This is a genomic window from Paraburkholderia megapolitana (assembly GCF_007556815.1).
In the GTDB taxonomy this organism is placed as follows: domain Bacteria; phylum Pseudomonadota; class Gammaproteobacteria; order Burkholderiales; family Burkholderiaceae; genus Paraburkholderia; species Paraburkholderia megapolitana.
This window is the reverse complement of the sequence record NZ_CP041743.1, coordinates 1,891,096-1,906,683: the sequence shown is the minus strand read 5'-3', so window position 1 is coordinate 1,906,683 and position 15,588 is coordinate 1,891,096. Positions and strand designations below refer to the sequence as shown.

The 15,588-nt window shown below is 60.4% G+C and carries 14 protein-coding genes; 5 read left to right on the top strand and 9 right to left on the bottom strand.

What is annotated here, in order from left to right; translation table 11 throughout:
• Window positions 1–85 precede the first annotated feature (85 nt).
• The 4 genes from FNZ07_RS08010 to FNZ07_RS07995 all read right to left on the bottom strand — a co-directional run bounded on the left by FNZ07_RS08010 (window position 86) and on the right by FNZ07_RS07995 (window position 3,010).
• A complete protein-coding gene (locus FNZ07_RS08010; RefSeq protein ID WP_091015299.1) occupies window positions 86–805 on the bottom strand; it encodes a Crp/Fnr family transcriptional regulator in 720 nt (239 codons plus the stop codon).
• Window positions 806–972: 167 nt separating this feature from the next.
• Window positions 973–1,536, bottom strand: a complete 564-nt coding sequence (locus FNZ07_RS34465; protein ID WP_407670687.1) for a transposase — start codon at window positions 1,534–1,536, stop codon at window positions 973–975.
• A 36-nt stretch (window positions 1,537–1,572) separates the two neighbouring features.
• Window positions 1,573–2,442, bottom strand: coding sequence for a slipin family protein (locus FNZ07_RS08000; protein WP_091015294.1), 870 nt, complete (start codon window positions 2,440–2,442; stop codon window positions 1,573–1,575).
• Window positions 2,443–2,773: 331 nt separating this feature from the next.
• Entirely contained in the window at window positions 2,774–3,010 is a 237-nt protein-coding gene (locus FNZ07_RS07995; RefSeq protein WP_091015292.1) for a hypothetical protein, read from the bottom strand.
• Window positions 3,011–3,229: 219 nt separating this feature from the next.
• Between FNZ07_RS07995 and FNZ07_RS07990 the strand changes: the two genes are divergently transcribed.
• Together FNZ07_RS07990 and FNZ07_RS07985 are read left to right on the top strand one after the other, a co-directional pair.
• A complete protein-coding gene (locus FNZ07_RS07990) occupies window positions 3,230–3,817 on the top strand; it encodes a BPSL1445 family SYLF domain-containing lipoprotein (protein ID WP_091015872.1) in 588 nt (195 codons plus the stop codon).
• Between the two features lie 58 nt (window positions 3,818–3,875).
• On the top strand, window positions 3,876–4,685 hold the full coding sequence (locus tag FNZ07_RS07985) for a PRC-barrel domain-containing protein (protein ID WP_091015289.1): 810 nt from the start codon (window positions 3,876–3,878) through the stop codon (window positions 4,683–4,685).
• 13 nt (window positions 4,686–4,698) lie between these two features.
• Here the strand turns inward: FNZ07_RS07985 and FNZ07_RS07980 are convergent, their stop codons facing one another.
• The 4 genes from FNZ07_RS07980 to FNZ07_RS07965 form a co-directional block, all read right to left on the bottom strand.
• On the bottom strand, window positions 4,699–5,418 hold the full coding sequence (locus FNZ07_RS07980; protein WP_091015285.1) for a Crp/Fnr family transcriptional regulator: 720 nt from the start codon (window positions 5,416–5,418) through the stop codon (window positions 4,699–4,701).
• A 137-nt stretch (window positions 5,419–5,555) separates the two neighbouring features.
• Window positions 5,556–6,431 (bottom strand): sensor histidine kinase, encoded by an 876-nt coding sequence (locus FNZ07_RS07975; protein ID WP_170275688.1) that lies wholly within the window; start codon window positions 6,429–6,431, stop codon window positions 5,556–5,558.
• A gap of 293 nt (window positions 6,432–6,724) precedes the next feature.
• Entirely contained in the window at window positions 6,725–7,885 is a 1,161-nt protein-coding gene (locus FNZ07_RS07970) for a DesA family fatty acid desaturase (protein WP_456152371.1), read from the bottom strand.
• A gap of 334 nt (window positions 7,886–8,219) precedes the next feature.
• Window positions 8,220–9,245: a Crp/Fnr family transcriptional regulator gene (locus FNZ07_RS07965; protein ID WP_091015279.1), complete on the bottom strand. Its 1,026-nt coding sequence runs from the start codon at window positions 9,243–9,245 to the stop codon at window positions 8,220–8,222.
• A gap of 179 nt (window positions 9,246–9,424) precedes the next feature.
• Here FNZ07_RS07965 and FNZ07_RS07960 point away from each other — a divergent pair, with 179 nt between their 5' ends.
• Window positions 9,425–9,736 carry a hypothetical protein gene (locus FNZ07_RS07960; RefSeq protein WP_091015276.1) on the top strand — a complete coding sequence of 104 codons (312 nt, stop codon included), beginning with the start codon at window positions 9,425–9,427 and terminating at the stop codon, window positions 9,734–9,736.
• A 592-nt stretch (window positions 9,737–10,328) separates the two neighbouring features.
• Here the strand turns inward: FNZ07_RS07960 and FNZ07_RS34455 are convergent.
• Window positions 10,329–10,748, bottom strand: coding sequence for a hypothetical protein (locus FNZ07_RS34455; protein WP_091015270.1), 420 nt, complete (start codon window positions 10,746–10,748; stop codon window positions 10,329–10,331).
• An 880-nt stretch (window positions 10,749–11,628) separates the two neighbouring features.
• Between FNZ07_RS34455 and FNZ07_RS07950 the strand changes: the two genes are divergently transcribed.
• Both FNZ07_RS07950 and FNZ07_RS07945 read left to right on the top strand, forming a co-directional pair.
• Entirely contained in the window at window positions 11,629–14,028 is a 2,400-nt protein-coding gene (locus FNZ07_RS07950) for a phosphoketolase family protein (protein ID WP_091015267.1), read from the top strand.
• The gene (locus tag FNZ07_RS07945) at window positions 14,025–15,185 is read left to right on the top strand and encodes an acetate/propionate family kinase (protein ID WP_091015264.1); all 1,161 of its coding nucleotides are present in this window, start codon (window positions 14,025–14,027) and stop codon (window positions 15,183–15,185) included. The genes FNZ07_RS07950 and FNZ07_RS07945 overlap by 4 nt, the downstream gene beginning before the upstream one ends.
• Window positions 15,186–15,588: the final 403 nt, after the last annotated feature.

The following is a 15,588-nucleotide window of genomic DNA, read 5'->3' as shown; positions in this document are numbered from 1 at the left end:
TCTACCCGACCTCGCGTCTGTACGCTAATGAACTTTGGTTAAAAGAGTGGGTATGGCGCATAGGCGTTTGCAAATATCACGGCCTCTATATCGCCTGCAGATCCGGCAGCAGCCGGTCGAATTCCCGTTTCACCACGGCATAGCATTCGCACACCCGCTTTTCCAGACCTGGTCGATCCAGTACTTCGATGTTGCCATAGCTGTAGCGGATCAATCCTGCCTCCTGCAGTTTCATTGCTGCATCCATTACACCAGGGCGACGGAGACCCAACATGTTGGCGATGAGTTGTTGCGTCATCCTCAGTTCGCTCGATGGGAGACGGTCGAGACTGAGCAGCAGCGAGCGGCACAATTGCTGGTCAATCGAGTGATGCCGGTTGCACGCGGCGGTCTGCACCATCTGAGCCATCAGCGCCTGGGTATAGCGCAGCAGTAACCGCTGCGCAGGACCGCCGCGATGGAATTCGTCTCCCAGGATTCGTGCGCCGAGCCGATATGCGCGACCGGCGCTTTGCACGACGGCACGGCTCGAGGTCGTCTCGCCCCCCATAAAGACAGCAATACCGATGAGCCCCTCGTTGCCGACGATCGTGATCTCCGCAGAGGCACCGTCTTCCATCACATATAGCAGCGAGACGATGGCCGTTGAGGGAAAGTAGACATGCTGGATGGGGTCTCCTGACTCGTAAATAACCTGTCCCAGCGGGAGGTCAATCGCCACGAGATACGGTGCCATGCGCTCCCACTCTGCTTGCGCGAGCATCGCCAGCAGGTGATTGTCTTTGGGTTGGTATACGTTCGGCATTAGCGGCGCCTCAATATCCTGTCAAAAACCGGATCGAGGAGCGCGAAAACAACCGCGGCGAGAAGAAACAGCGATAGAGGATTCATGGTTGTTATCCATTCGTGAGATCGGCGGCAATCGTGACCAGAGAACTGGACGTCATGTTCCGTGCGCGCATTGATTTGACTTCACCGCGTTGTGCACGGATTACTCCTGTGCACGATGTACGCAACGGCCCGGCATGTCGGTACGATCCCGTACTGGTACCCACCGTAACCGCCCTGACAATTGTCATACGTCGGGATCGCTTCCTGAAGAAAGCAGGACATTCCCACAACGGCAACGACCATCACAATCGTCGCCAGCCAGCTAACAACCCGCAACGTGCCTGAAGTGCGATACGTCCCCATCATGTCCCGATGCGATGCCATCTTCATCATGAGCACCATGATCGGGACTGTGATGACGCTCTTAATGACGGCACTCCCAAAAAGTGGTTTCTGGAAATCGTGTGGGTGAAAATGGTGTTTTCGTAGATGAGGCAGCATGCAGGTGAGGGTCTTCAGGTGCAGATACTTTGTGTCACGCAACCCGTAAACTCGGCGCTGGATGGCCCGGATCTTGTTTACGAGTCCCTCAACGAAACCAGGTGGCACCCTGTCCTCTGGCTTACAAAAAGCAGTGGTTCCATCCCAATAGCGCTCGATCATCGCGGCGAACTTCTCGTACGGCTTCGCGCGTTGCCACTTCAGACTGGCCTCCCCCAGTCGTCGAAGGCCCGTCTGCGTCTAGGCTGCGGTCTTGAGCGGCGCCATCGCCGTGCCTGCGATCTCATGTCCGGCAATCGCAAGTGCAAGCGGCGGGTTCAGGCTATCCACCATCGAACTCGGAATCAGGATTGTCGCGCCGCGCTCCTTGGTCGTCTCGTAGATGATGTTCATCGCGCGCAACTGCAGTGCACCCGGATGGTTCTCATAGACCTGCGCAGCTTCGACGAACTTCGCCGCAATCTCCGCTTCCGCGGAGCCAAGAATCACGCGCGCCTGTTTCTCGCGTTCGGCCTGCGCCTGGCGGGACATCGCATCCTGCAACGCCACCGGAATCGCCACATCGCGGATCTCGACCGATCCGACCGTGATGCCCCACGCGGCCGTCTTGGCGCCGATCTCGGCGCACAGTTGCTCGTCCGTGGCGCGTCGATCGGACAGGAGCGCTGCAAGCATCGACGAGCCGATCATCTCGCGTAACGACGTCTGTGCGACCCGGTCGATCGCCTGACGGTAATCGGTGATGGCGAGCGCGGCCTTTTGCGCGTCGTGCACATGCCAGAAGATGATCGCATCGACGTTGACGGGAACCGTGTCTTTCGTCAGCGCCTGTTCTGCGTTGAACGACGTCGTCTGAATCCGCTCGTCGATAATCGCGACAATGTTGTCGAGAACCGGGATGATCATGAAGAACCCTGCGCCCTTCACGCTTTGCAGTTTCCCGACTCGCAGGATCACGAATTTCTGCCAGACGTTGGCGACTCTCACCGACAGAACAATCAAGGCGGCAATCGCAAAGAAAAGCGGCGCCAGATACAGGTTGGCCCATTCGCCAGCGGCAACGCCCGCGAGCACGAACACGGCGGCTAGAAAGAGTGTGATGGGATTCATGATGGGCACCTCCCGGCTGACGACACCCGCAGCGCAGGATCGTTTTCCCGCCGAAAAGGTGCCTCGCGTGACGAACGGAACGCTCGCCGCACTCGGAGACGGTGCGCCAGATGGCGGAGGAGAGTCGGTACGGTGCCGTACCGGCGTTCATCACGCGTGAGCGACGTCTCGCGAACGGCTAACGCATCAGTCGACGCCGATACCGGTTCAGCGAAAAAGCGACTATCAGCACCATCCCGATGACGACTCCACTCATTGCGGTCATGTCGCACCTTCCCGTCGACGGTCGATTGAAGTCCGATATGCGCTCGCGAATTCGGCGCTCCCGGTTCTAGTGGTTGCTGTCCGGCCTGCTCGCGGCCTGCTGCGGCTCTATCTGCGCGATGGGCGCGGACTCGCTACGCGCACGGCGCAGACGCGCCACCGAGTAAATCGCGACGAGCAGTAACACGGCAAGGCCTGCTGCGAGCTCGATGAATGACTGGTTCAACGCGTCCTCCCCTGACGCCGGCAGCAAACAGATCGGCACGATCGACTGATCGAATGCGGCAGCCCCGTGAATCGACACGCGAGAAGACGCCCCGGCAAGCACACATCATGCGACCAGACGGATCACGCAATCTGTACGCTGCAGGACCCTGTGCGCATCGCATGCGGCGACGCACCGTATCCGCTGCCCAGCTCGCTCGCAGCCGAAACCGGCGGCCGGGTTTGTACGCTGTCGTACCGCTTGTGGCTCCACGAACGCGTACTGTCGTTCATATCGCTGGATCACATGGAGAAGATCATGCTGAGACGAACATTTATCTGGAGCACACCGGGTTCCCTGCTTGCGCTGGGGCTCGCGGTCTCCGGCTGCACGACGACGAGCCCGACGGACAGCAGCAGCACACAGATGGACAAGCGCCGCACCATCGATGCCGGCGTCGACTCGACGCTCTCGCGCCTGTACGTTGCGGCACGAGGCTCGCACGAGCTGGTCGCGAAAGCGCACGGTGTGCTGACGTTTCCGTCGGTTATCGATGCGGGCTTCGTCGTGGGTGGCCAGTACGGCGAAGGTTCGCTGCGCATCGCCGATCGCACCGTTGGGTACTACAGCACGACAACGGGCTCGATCGGCTGGCAGATCGGCGCGCAATCGCGCGCCATCGTGTTTCTGTTCATGACCGAAGCGGCGCTCGGGCGGTTCCGCAGCGCGGACGGCTGGTCGGCGGGTGGAGACGCATCGGTCGCGTTGCTGAAGGTCGGCGCCAACGGCAATCTCGATACGAGCATGGCCACTGGGCAAGTCGACGCTTTCCTGCTGACCAACAACGGGCTGATGGCCGGCGCGTCGCTCGAAGGTACCAAGGTCACGCGGATAAGTTCGCTATGACAACAAGGCTGATCTGGTGTGCGCACCGGAACAGCGCTTTTCGGCGAGGAGTGCCACCATGTTACGCGGCGTAGCAGATCTGCACGGGTACACGATTTGCGCCTCGGATGGCGACATCGGCCGCGTCGGCAAGGTGTACTTCGACGACAAGGCATGGGGCATCCGTTACCTCGTCGTCGATACAGGAGACTGGCTGCGCGACCGACAGGTGCTGGTGTCGCCCTACTCGGTCGAGCGCGTCGATGCGGCCACGAACCAGGTTCACGTGCGTCTGACGCGCCAGCAGGTGCGCGACAGCCCGAGCATCGACTCGCATAAGCCCGTGTCGCGCCAGCATGAAATCGAATATCTGCGCTACTACCGCTACCCAACTTATTGGGGCGGCCCCAATCTGTGGGGCATGGGCGCCTACCCGGCGTTCGATCCGGCCTCGATCGCGCAGCAGCCGGAGGCACTCGAACCGCGACTCCCGCCGCTTGCCGACAGCGACCGACCGCTCGATACCCACCTGTGTGACACCAGCGTCGTAAAGGGCTATCACCTCGAGACGATCGACGGCAAGATCGGCCACGTCTGCGGCTTCGTCTACGACGACGAGGCGTGGGCGATCCGCTATCTGACGATCGATACGCGCACCTGGTGGCCCGTTAGCAAAGAGGTATTGATTGCGACGCACTGGGTCGATCTGATCGACGAGCTCACCGCGACCGTGTCGACCTCGTTGACGCTCGATGCGGTCAAACACAGCCCGCCCTACGACAACTCGGTTGCGATCGAGCGTAGTTACGAACTGGCGCTGCACGCGTTCTACGGCAAGGAAGGGTACTGGGACCACGGACGATCCGCATTGCCGCCGGACCGCAGCTGACATGCAGCCCCGTCTACAGCGCTTTCAGATCGGGCAGCAGGCGATCGAACTCGCGCTTCACAACGCCATAGCATTCGCAAACCCGGCGCTCGAGTCCCGGCCGGTCCAGCAACTCGATGTGGCCGTAGCTATAGCGGATCAACCCGGCGTCCTGCAGTTTCATCGCCGCTTCGGTCACGCCGGGTCTGCGCACACCGAGCATGTTGGCGATCAGTTCCTGCGTCATCTTCAGTTCGTTCGACGGCAAACGATCGATGCTGAGCAGCAGCCACCGGCACAATTGCTGGTCGATCGAATGGTGCCGGTTGCAGACCGCCGTTTGCGCCATCTGCGTAATCAGCGCCTGGGTGTAGCGCAACAGCAGGCGCTGCACCGGACCGGCGCGGTGAAATTCTTCTTTCAGAATCCTCGCTTCGAGTCGGTACGCCTGCCCAGCGCTTTGCACCACTGCGCGGCTAGGCGTCGTTTCGCCGCCCATGAAGAGCGCAATGCCGACTACCCCCTCGTTACCGACGATCGCGATTTCGGCGGACGCGCCATCCTCCATGACGTACAGCAGCGATACGATCGCCGTGGTCGGGAAATAGACGTGATGCAGACGGTCGCCCGATTCATAGACGACCTGCCCCAACGGCATATCCATCAGCACCAGATGCGGTGCCACGCGCGCCCACTCGGGTTCTGGAAGGACCGAGAGCAGGTGATTCCTGTTTTGATGATGTTCTTGCAACATGTTCGCACTCCCGCTGCCGGGTCGAAAACGGCAGAATGTTCGCCGCTCCGCTCCCGACACAATCGTCATAAAGCAATCGTTGAATGAATACTGCGAGCGGCGCTCTCTTCAGATCGCCGGCCAATGTACGTGCGCGGTCACGCGTTACTGCAGGCCGTATCGTGCTGAACGACGATCGGCAGCCTGAGCGTGAATTCACTGCCGGTACCCGGCCCGCTGCTCGCCGCCGATACCGTTCCACCATGCGCCATCGCGATCGCTTTCACCACCGCAAGACCAATGCCGAGGCCACCTGCGCAGGCACCGATGGTCCGGTTCGATTGCACGAACAGATCGAAAATACGTGGTAGCAGCAGTGCGGAGATACCGGGTCCGTTGTCTCTCACACTGATGACCAGGTCGACTCCTTCAGTCAGTACGTCCAGCTCGATCGCGCCGCCCGCCGGCGTGAATTTGACGGCATTGCGCAGCATGTTGCCGATTGCCTGGGAGAGGCGAACCGGATCGCATTCGAGTCGCAGCGTGCCGCGCGGCACCCGCGTGGTGAACGTCTGGCTACGTACAGCCGCGGCGGCGGCAGCTGCTTCGAGCGGGTCGATCAGGATGTCGGCTACATCTACTGGCACACGCATCAGACGCAACGTGTCGTGATCGACGTGTACGGCATCCGTCAGATCGTCCGCGAGCCTCGCGATGCCGACAATCTGCCGGTCGATTACATCGAGCATCGGCTGGATGTCGCTTCGACCCGGCAGCGTCTTGCGGGTCAGGTAAGCAGCCAGCCGCAACGACGACAGCGGCCCACGCAATTCGTGCGCGACGATGGCGAGGACTTCGTTCTTGTGTCTGAGCGCGTCGACGGAAACGTCAGCCGCGAGAGAACCTGTTTGTGTTGCCGACGGAGCGTCTTTGGGAAAATGCTCCATCAACTCCATCATTTCATCGGCCACGAATGCGTGGTGGTGGATAGAACCGTTAACTGACGTCTGGAGAGACGCCGTATGGGCTGACATGATAATCCCCATGTTGCAGCCCGATGGGCCGCACGAGATTAGCGAATCGCGATGGGAGACTTGCCGTTCGACGACGGCGGAGGCGCTCTGTGCAGAGCCAGTGACCGGCGGTTCGCCAGTGCCTGCTCAACGGAATCGATCGGTAGATCGCGTACGCAAGCAGCTTGAGCAATCAGCATGCCATGGCTGATCAGAGGCGTCTGTACGGTGCGGGTTAAAACAGCAAAATAACTCAAGACCTTTTGCTGCCAGCGCCGCCGCCTCGAAAGGAGCGACACGGGTAGCGCGCCGCGTCACGCATACTGGCGCAGGCGCAGCGAGAACTCCGCGAGCGCCTCGATACCGCTTTGCTCCGCACGCCTGCACCACTCCTGCAACTGGATCAACAGCTGTTCGCGGGTCGCCGTCGAACGTTGCCATAGCGACGCCAGGTCGCGGCACAGGTCGGCGTACGTGCGCAGCTTCTCGCTGGATGCATACACGTCGACGAAGGGCACGCAGCGCATTGCATCCCGATCGCTCTGCTCGCGGCACAGACCCTTGCTTACCGCGCGCACACGTCGCGATTTCTCGCGACGGCTGAGATCCTTCAGATGCGCCAGTTCCTGCCGGTAGTCGCGCTCGGCTACTTTCGCATAGCTCGCCATCACCTCGTAACGATTGCGCAGCACCGCCTGCAGTGTGTCGTCGTCGACCGTCATCTTGCCTTTGACGAGCAGCGGCGTCGGCGCGAGCTTTCGGACACGGGCCAGCCCAAACGCCGAGAGCATGCGGATATACATCCAGCCCATGTCGAACTCGTACCATTTGCTCGACAGCTTCGCGGAGGTCGCATACGCGTGATGGTTGTTGTGCAATTCTTCTCCGCCGATCAGGATGCCGAAGGGCAGCACGTTGGTACTTGCATCGGCGGGATCGAAGTTGCGGTAGCCCCAGTAGTGGCCCAGCCCGTTTACCATGCCGCCGGCCCAGAACGGAATCCAGATCATCTGGATCGCCCAGACCGATACGCCAATTACACCGAACAGCGCGACGTCGATCACCATCAGCAGACCGATGCCGAGATTCGGATAGCGGGAATAGACGTGCCGCTCCATCCAGTCGTCGGGTGTGCCGTGACCGAAGCGGCGCAGCGTTTCTTCATTGAGCACTTCGCGGCGATACAGTTCGGTGCCGCCTAGCAGCACGCTCCAGATGCCGTAGAACTGCGGACTGTGCGGATCGTCGCTGGTTTCGCATTTCGCATGATGCTTGCGATGCACCGCGGCCCACCGGCCAGTGAGCATGCCGGTCGTCATCCATAGCCAGAAGCGGAAAAAATGGCTGACGACGGGATGCAGATCGAGCGCGTGATGCGCTTCGCAGCGATGCAGATATACCGTGACGCTGATGATCGTGACATGCGTGACGGCCAGCGTAGCGAGTACGATCTGCCACCACGAAAAAGCGAGCATGCCGTGGGAAAGAAAAGCAAGAGACGCATTCAACAAGAGGACCTTCTTTCCGCGGACAGCTCGACCGTCGACGGTCGCGTTGGCTGCAGCACAGTGCGCACCGCATTTTTAGCGATGCGGCAGGTGTGAGACCGGTCCCGTCGGATGGCGCCGCGACGTGTCCGGAGAATCCGGAGAATCTGGACATGGCAATGCCCCGTGCCCTTGATGCACGGACCATCGCATACCGTCTGAGGATGCACGAAGCGCTGGTGCCTGTCGGTACGGTTGCGTACCCGACGCATTGCACGCTGGCGAAAAATTGCAGCGGCCCTTTGCTGTTTCTTTCTGTTTCTTATAGCAACCCGCTGAACAACCGGTCGCTCTCGCGCTTCACCACCTTGTAGCACTCGCAGACCTGGGTTTCCAGCGCCGCGCGATCCAGCACCTCGATCAGCCCACGGGTGTAACGGATGACGCCGTCCTCCTGCAGTTTCTTCGCCGTTTCCGTGACGCCGGCCCGACGCACGCCCAGCATGTTCGCGATCAGTTCCTGCGTCATGCGGACATCGCTCGACTCCAGACGGTCGAGACTCAGCAGCAGCCACCGGCAGAACTGCTGGGCGATCGAATGATGCCGGTTGCAGACTGCCGTTTGCGCCATCTGCGTGATGAGCGCCTGGGTATAGCGTAGAAAGAGGCGCTGTATCGCACCGCCGCGCGCGAACTCATCCTTGACGACCTGTCCGCTCAGGCGGAAGGCTTCGCCGGCGCTCTGCACGATCGCACGATTCGGCATCGTCTCGCCGCCCATGAAGAGCGCGACGCCGAGCAATCCGTCCCGACCGACCACCGCGATCTCCGCCGACGCGCCGTTCTCCATCACGTACAACATCGAGATGATCGCGGTGGTGGGTAGATAGATGTGACTGAGGTGGTCGCCCGATTCATACACGACCTGGCCGAGTGGCAACGTCACCGTCGACAGATGCGGCTCGATACGCTCGCGTTCCTCTTTCGGCAATGCGGCCAGCAGACTATTGCGGCTCACCGGGGAATCGGGCGTGCTCTCGTGATACGCGCCGTTTCTTCCGTACGCGTGAGCGCGCCCGCTCACGCGCGCGATCAGATGCTCCTGCTGCCGGACCTGCTCCACGCGATTCTTCTCAGGCAGCAGGCTCAACACCGCCGAGCGCAAGGTGTCGTGGCCGAGCGCATCGAGGATCTTGATCTTGGTCAGCGTTCCGAGATCGCTCTTGCCGGTTCGCCACGCAGAGATCTGGGAGCGGGTGAGCACCAGGCTATCCGCCAGTTGTGCATCGCTGTCGAAATGGCCGCGGCGCTTCAACTCGTCGAACAACTCATACCAATCGAACTGCATCGTTTGATAGCCAGAAAGATGTCAAATACATTTGACACAACCCTCGCCAGCATGAAACACTCAAGCAGGCATACTATGTCAAATATCCTCGACATTTATATCATATACACCCCTTGTCGTAATGCTAGGTCAACGCCTTCTGCATTCACGCCGTGCTCGTGTACCTATGGAAGGACAGCATGAGCGATATCACCAACTACATCCGTTTGCCTTCCGCACTGTCCGATAAGCGGCTGATGACTGTGCCGTCGTCGATCGATGACGACGAGTTTGCCGCCCATCAAATCGAATTCGTCAGGCACGTGTTCAGTTATTGCGCGCACCTGCACGAGCACGCCCGGGAAACGCCGGTCTCGGATGCGTTTCTCGCGGTGTTCGTCAATCTCTTCGAAGTCATGGACACGAACGCGCCCGACGATGCGCGACGCTGCGCCTTGCAACTGCGGGAAGTTTTCCGGGTCATCTTTCCTGAACTCGAGGTTCACGGATAGAGAGCGAGATTTACCGAAGCCCCATCCGCCATCGCGGCAGCCGGTCGTGTTTGCCGATTACACGGGCGCCGGTATAGCTGAACGCTACGCGACGTGCAGCTCCGTCGTCAGTTCCGACATGCGTTCTATTGCTGCAAAGAGTTTAAGCAACCTTGTTACGCGTACGGTGTCGTTCCGGCATAGACCCGGATGCGTCGATAGCGACGTGACGCGGCTTGCCCAGTACACGAGACCGAGTGGACTATCCCGCGCGAGCCGGGGGACGATGTATTCGAGGTGCTTCAGTTCTTGCTGGAATTGTAAATACGCCATCATGCCCCCGGGATGTTGTCGCCCGTGGCACTGAGCATGTCCGTACCAGTTTGCAATGTCTGCACGCTACCGTACGGCGCCCCGTCGGACTCGTCACTGGCACGCCGCACGATGAACAAACCGCCTCGCGTAGACCAAATTGAAGTTGTCACAACTTCGTCTATAGAGTTGTCAATTCGCACACTCGTGCGGTCAGACTTGCCGGAGACCCAGCGAGTTCAACAGGTTGAATCAAGGAGAGCGAGCAAAAACCTAGTGAGGCCTATTTAATCTGGAATCCTTAAATATAGGCAGCTCTGCATGCCTGGTTTGTTCGATAGACGGAGCTGACCTGTCGACGCTGTCCCGCTGCACTTGACGTGCCGCAAGGCCGCTGCCCGGAGCGCCGCGATACAGCGGGGTGAAGTTCTCCGTTCAGAACCGCGATCCTGACCTGTGCCATGCAGTGCGCTCTTTCGTCAGTCCAGCGCATCTGCTGCTTCTTCGCCATGCGGTGGCTGACGACCTGATTCATCGCCGACCCCTCCACCTGTTTTGAAACCAGCCCCGCCTGCACTTTGGCCAGCAGTGTGCACCCCTTTGCGAGGCTCGGGCCCAGCTGGGCAAGACTGCAGCCACGGCGTTCAATCACGGCCAGAACTTCGTCACTATCAGTGACCGTGTCGCTGTCGGCCAACCTTGCTTCGATGATCCAGCGCATGATCTACTCCCGCCGTTCCAATACCGCTCAGCGTACTCCACACGAAGCCGACGACCATCCCTGGAGCCTTCCCAACTCTTGCACACTCTCAAACGTCCGGCACCGGACAGACCTCGACTGAGAACACAGTCATAGCTGCAGTACCTGGCTTAACTCGCTTGCACGGCTCGCCGCACTGAAGTGATTCGCTCTATGAGTACTCGTCGGTAGCCTCATCGGCAATCAATCTGTCTTTGGTTCACTGCGTGGCTCGTTATGCGTTTGACCAACTGCTGCTCGGAAGCGGCACAGGGACGACCTGTCCAATTCATCTCGCCAATACGCAGGAGCTTGATCGATATCAAGTATCAATCGCAGTGGATGGCTAAAGTGACTTTCAGCGAGGGCATCCCGCATGGCGCTGACGGCTCGCCATCGATTCATCCGATAGTGGCACAGGAAAACTGATGCATATCGTCGACGGGCGACAGCCGGGACACCGACGCGGGGGAAACAGCATCCAGCTACTGCTGCGACGCCCGTGTTTCGCACGCGTTCGGGTCGTGGCACTTGCAGTGAAGTTTGCTTTGCCCGGCGAGTTATATATGGTTTTTTCTCAGACACACAGACCGTCGAACCACGCGTCGTTGCCGCCGCCGTCGCGCACATTGTGGCCGGCCATCCCCGACTGTCCGCGGAGACCCAGGATGATCGATACCTCCGAACCTCAACCGATAGCCATCTCGTTCGCGACAGCGGCGCTCACACGTGTCAGATCTACGGATCTCGTGTCCCACAAACGCTTGCCCCGCAAGGCTTGCGTCAACCCTGGCGTACTTTGGCGCCCCAATCGACGAACGCCCTCATCCTGAGCAGGCAGTTCACTTCCTGGAGCAGCGAAATGGCCGATACCCGTGGTAGCGAATCGCCTCTCAGCGCCGATGCGCTACGCAAGATGGATCGGTATTGGCACGCCTGCAATTACCTCGCAGCGGGAATGATTTACCTGCGCGAAAACCCGTTGCTGCGCGAACCGCTCAAGCCCGGGCACATCAAGAACCGTCTGCTTGGGCATTGGGGCTCCGATGCCGGGCAGAGCTTCGTGCTGGTCCATCTGAACCGGCTCATCAAGAAGCTCAACCTCGACGTCATCTATATCGCCGGTCCCGGCCACGGTGCGCCGGCCACACTGGCCAGCTGTTATCTGGAAGGGCATTACTCCGAGATCTACCCGGACCGCAGCGAGGACGAGGCCGGAATGCGTCAGTTCTTCCGGCAATTCTCGTTTCCGGGTGGCATCGGCTCGCATTGCACGCCCGAAACGCCCGGCTCGATCCACGAGGGCGGTGAACTGGGTTACAGCCTCTCGCATGGTTACGGCGCGGCTTTCGACAATCCCGACCTGATCGTCGCGGTTGTGGTCGGCGACGGCGAAGCCGAAACCGGTCCGCTCGCGACGTCCTGGCATTCGAACAAATTCCTCAACCCGATCCGCGACGGCGCCGTGCTGCCGATCCTGCATCTGAACGGCTACAAGATCGCCAATCCGACGATCCTCGCGCGTATCCCGCACGAGGAACTGGAAGCGCTGTTCATCGGCTACGGCCACCGGCCGTATTTCGTCGAAGGCGACGACCCTGCGCAGATGCATCAGAAAATGGCCGCAACGATGGAGCACTGCATCGAGGAAATCCGCGCGATCCAGCAGCATGCGCGTTCGACAGGCAGCGCCAGGCGACCGCGCTGGCCGATGATCGTGCTGCGTTCGCCGAAAGGCTGGACCGGTCCACGGGAAGTGGACGGGCACAAAGTAGAGGGCTCGTGGCGCGCGCACCAGGTGCCGGTGCTCGATCCCGCGACTAACGAAACGAGCCTGAAGCTCGTCGAGAGCTGGATGCGGCGCTACCGGCCTGAAGAACTGTTCGACGAATCAGGACGCCTTGTGGCAGAGCTGCGCGAGCTGGCGCCCACCGGCACGCGACGCATCAGCGCGAATCCGCATGCGAACGGCGGCCTGCTGTGTCGCGCGCTCGACATGCCGTCATTTCGCGAATACGGCGTCGACGTGACGACGCCCGCAAGCCGTTACGTGTCACCGACCGATGTGCTCGGGAAGTTTCTCTGCGAGGTCATGCGGCGCAATATGAGCAACTTCCGCGTGTTCGGCCCGGACGAAACATCGAGCAACAAGCTCACCGCGATCTACGAGGCATCCCAGAAAACCTGGCTAGCCGAAACGATCGCCGACGATGCGGACGGCGGCGAACTGTCGGTCGACGGCCGCGTGATGGAAATGCTGAGCGAACACACGCTCGAAGGCTGGTTCGAAGGCTACGTGCTGACCGGGCGGCATGGACTCTTCGCCACCTATGAAGCGTTCGTGCACGTGATCGATTCGATGTTCAACCAGCATGCGAAGTGGCTCGAGAAAGCGAAGCGCGAACTGAGGTGGCGTCAACCCGTGCCGTCGATCAACCTGCTGATCACCTCGCTGGTCTGGCGCCAGGATCATAATGGCTTCACGCATCAGGACCCGGGCTTTCTCGATGTCGTCACGAACAAGAGTCCGGACGTCGTGCGGATCTATCTGCCGCCCGATGCCAACTGCCTGTTGAGCGTGGCCGATCATTGCCTGCGCTCGCGTGACTACGTGAACGTGATCGTCGCCGACAAGCAGCCGCATCTGCAGTATCTCGACATGGACGCGGCGGTCACGCACTGTACGAAGGGCATTGGCATCTGGGAATGGGCGTCGACCGACCAGCACGCCGATCCTGACGTCGTGATGGCGTGTGCGGGCGATATCCCGACGATGGAATCGCTCGCCGCCGTCGAGATCCTGAAGGCGCAGTTCCCCGACCTGAAGATCCGCTTCGTCAATGTGGTCGATCTGTTTCGCCTGATGCCGGACACCGAGCATCCGCATGGGCTGTCGGACCGCGACTTCGATTCGATCTTCACCGCCGACAAGCCGGTCATCTTCAACTTCCATTCGTATTCGTCGCTGGTGCACAAGCTGAGCTACAAGCGCAACAACCACGACAACATGCACGTGCACGGCTACCGCGAGAAGGGCAACATCAACACGCCGCTCGAACTGGCGATCATCAACGAGGTGGACCGCTTCTCGCTCGCAATCGATGTGATCGACCGTGTGCCCAGGCTGCGCGGCGTCGGCGATCATGCGAAGGAATGGTTGCGTGGCCAGATCATCGAGCATCTTGCGTATGCGCATGCCGAGGGCATCGACAGGGAGGAGATTCGCAACTGGACGTGGGCTGGCGAAGGTACGCGAGCATGAATACGTCAGGACAGACCATTCTCGTGTTGAACAGTGGCTCGTCGTCGCTCAAGTTCGGACTGTTCGACACCGACGGCACCGCGGGAGAGGCGCACGACGAGACGGTGCTCCTCGAAGGCAGCGCGGAGGGCATCGGTCGGCCCGACGGCAGCTTGAAGATGCGCTCGCCCGATGGCTCCGTGCGGTGGCAGAAGACCCACGTGATGGAGTCGCAGACCGACGCACTACGCACGCTCGCCGATGTGCTCGCCGAACATGGCCACGGCCGCCCGGCGGCGGTCGGTCATCGCGTGGTTCACGGCGGTCCGCATTTGCGCACGCATCAGCGTCTGACGCCGCAGGTGCGGCAGCAGTTGCAGGAAGCCGTGCATTTTGCGCCGCTGCATATTCCGCCGGCACTTGCATTGATCGACCAGGCAACTGAGATTTTCGACGGCGCGCAGGCGTTCGTCTGTTTCGATACGGCATTTCATCGCACGTTGCCACCGCATGCGTCCCATCTCGCGTTGCCGCGCCGCTATGCGGATGCCGGTGTGATTCGCTACGGCTTTCATGGGCTGTCGTACGAATCGCTGGTGCATCGTCTGGGAGACGCGTTGCCGCGGCGCGCGGTGCTGGCGCATCTCGGCAACGGCTCGAGTGTGTGCGCATTGCGGGACGGGTGTTCTGTCGATACGTCGATGGGGCTCACGCCGACTGGCGGCGTACCGATGGGCACCCGCAGCGGCGATCTCGATCCCGGCGTCGTGCTCTATCTGATGCGCACGGAGCGACTCGACGCACAGCAGATCGAGAACCTGCTGAATCGCGACAGCGGCCTCGCGGGTTTGGCGGGCGGCGAGAGCGACATGCAGGCGTTACTCAGCCGCAGCGCTGCCGGCGATCGCGATGCCGCGCTCGCTGTCGACGTGCTCGTCACGGCCGTGCGCAAATACATCGGCGCTTACGCGGCGCTGCTAGGCGGCATCGATCTGCTGGTGTTCACTGGTGGTATCGGCGAGCACAGCGCCGAAGTGCGGAGCCGCGTTTGCGAGGGGCTCGGTTTTCTCGGGCTGTTCGCGGAGGATGCGAACGGTAAGGTCAAGGCAATGCACACCAACGAGGAACGGCAGATCGCCCGGCATTGCCAAGCGTTGCTGCGCGAGACGGAAGACTGAAGCGCGGCGTGCGTGTGGTGGGTTCAGACATCCGCAAACGGGTTGCATCTTCGCGTAACGGTAGTTTGCGCGTTGCAGTAACCACACCTTAATAGACAATCTGCAGCGGTGTGCGTAAAAATCCGATACGAAATAGATTTCCCGGAATGAGTATAGCCCGGGGATATTGATGCGGGTACTCCAGCGTTACTCCGTCTACTTTCACGTGGATTTGATGCGATTTCTGGTGTTCCGTCGTGTTTTTTTAGCACACCGGTAGCGCCGGACGCATGTAAAGGGGCAAAAGAAACCTCGACGGCTCCTAGCATTGTTAGCGTATTTCGACTGGTGTCAAACGAAGCAAAGTCGGTACGAATTTGCCACTAAAGTTGAGACTTTTTCGACTTTAGCAGGATGTCCTAAT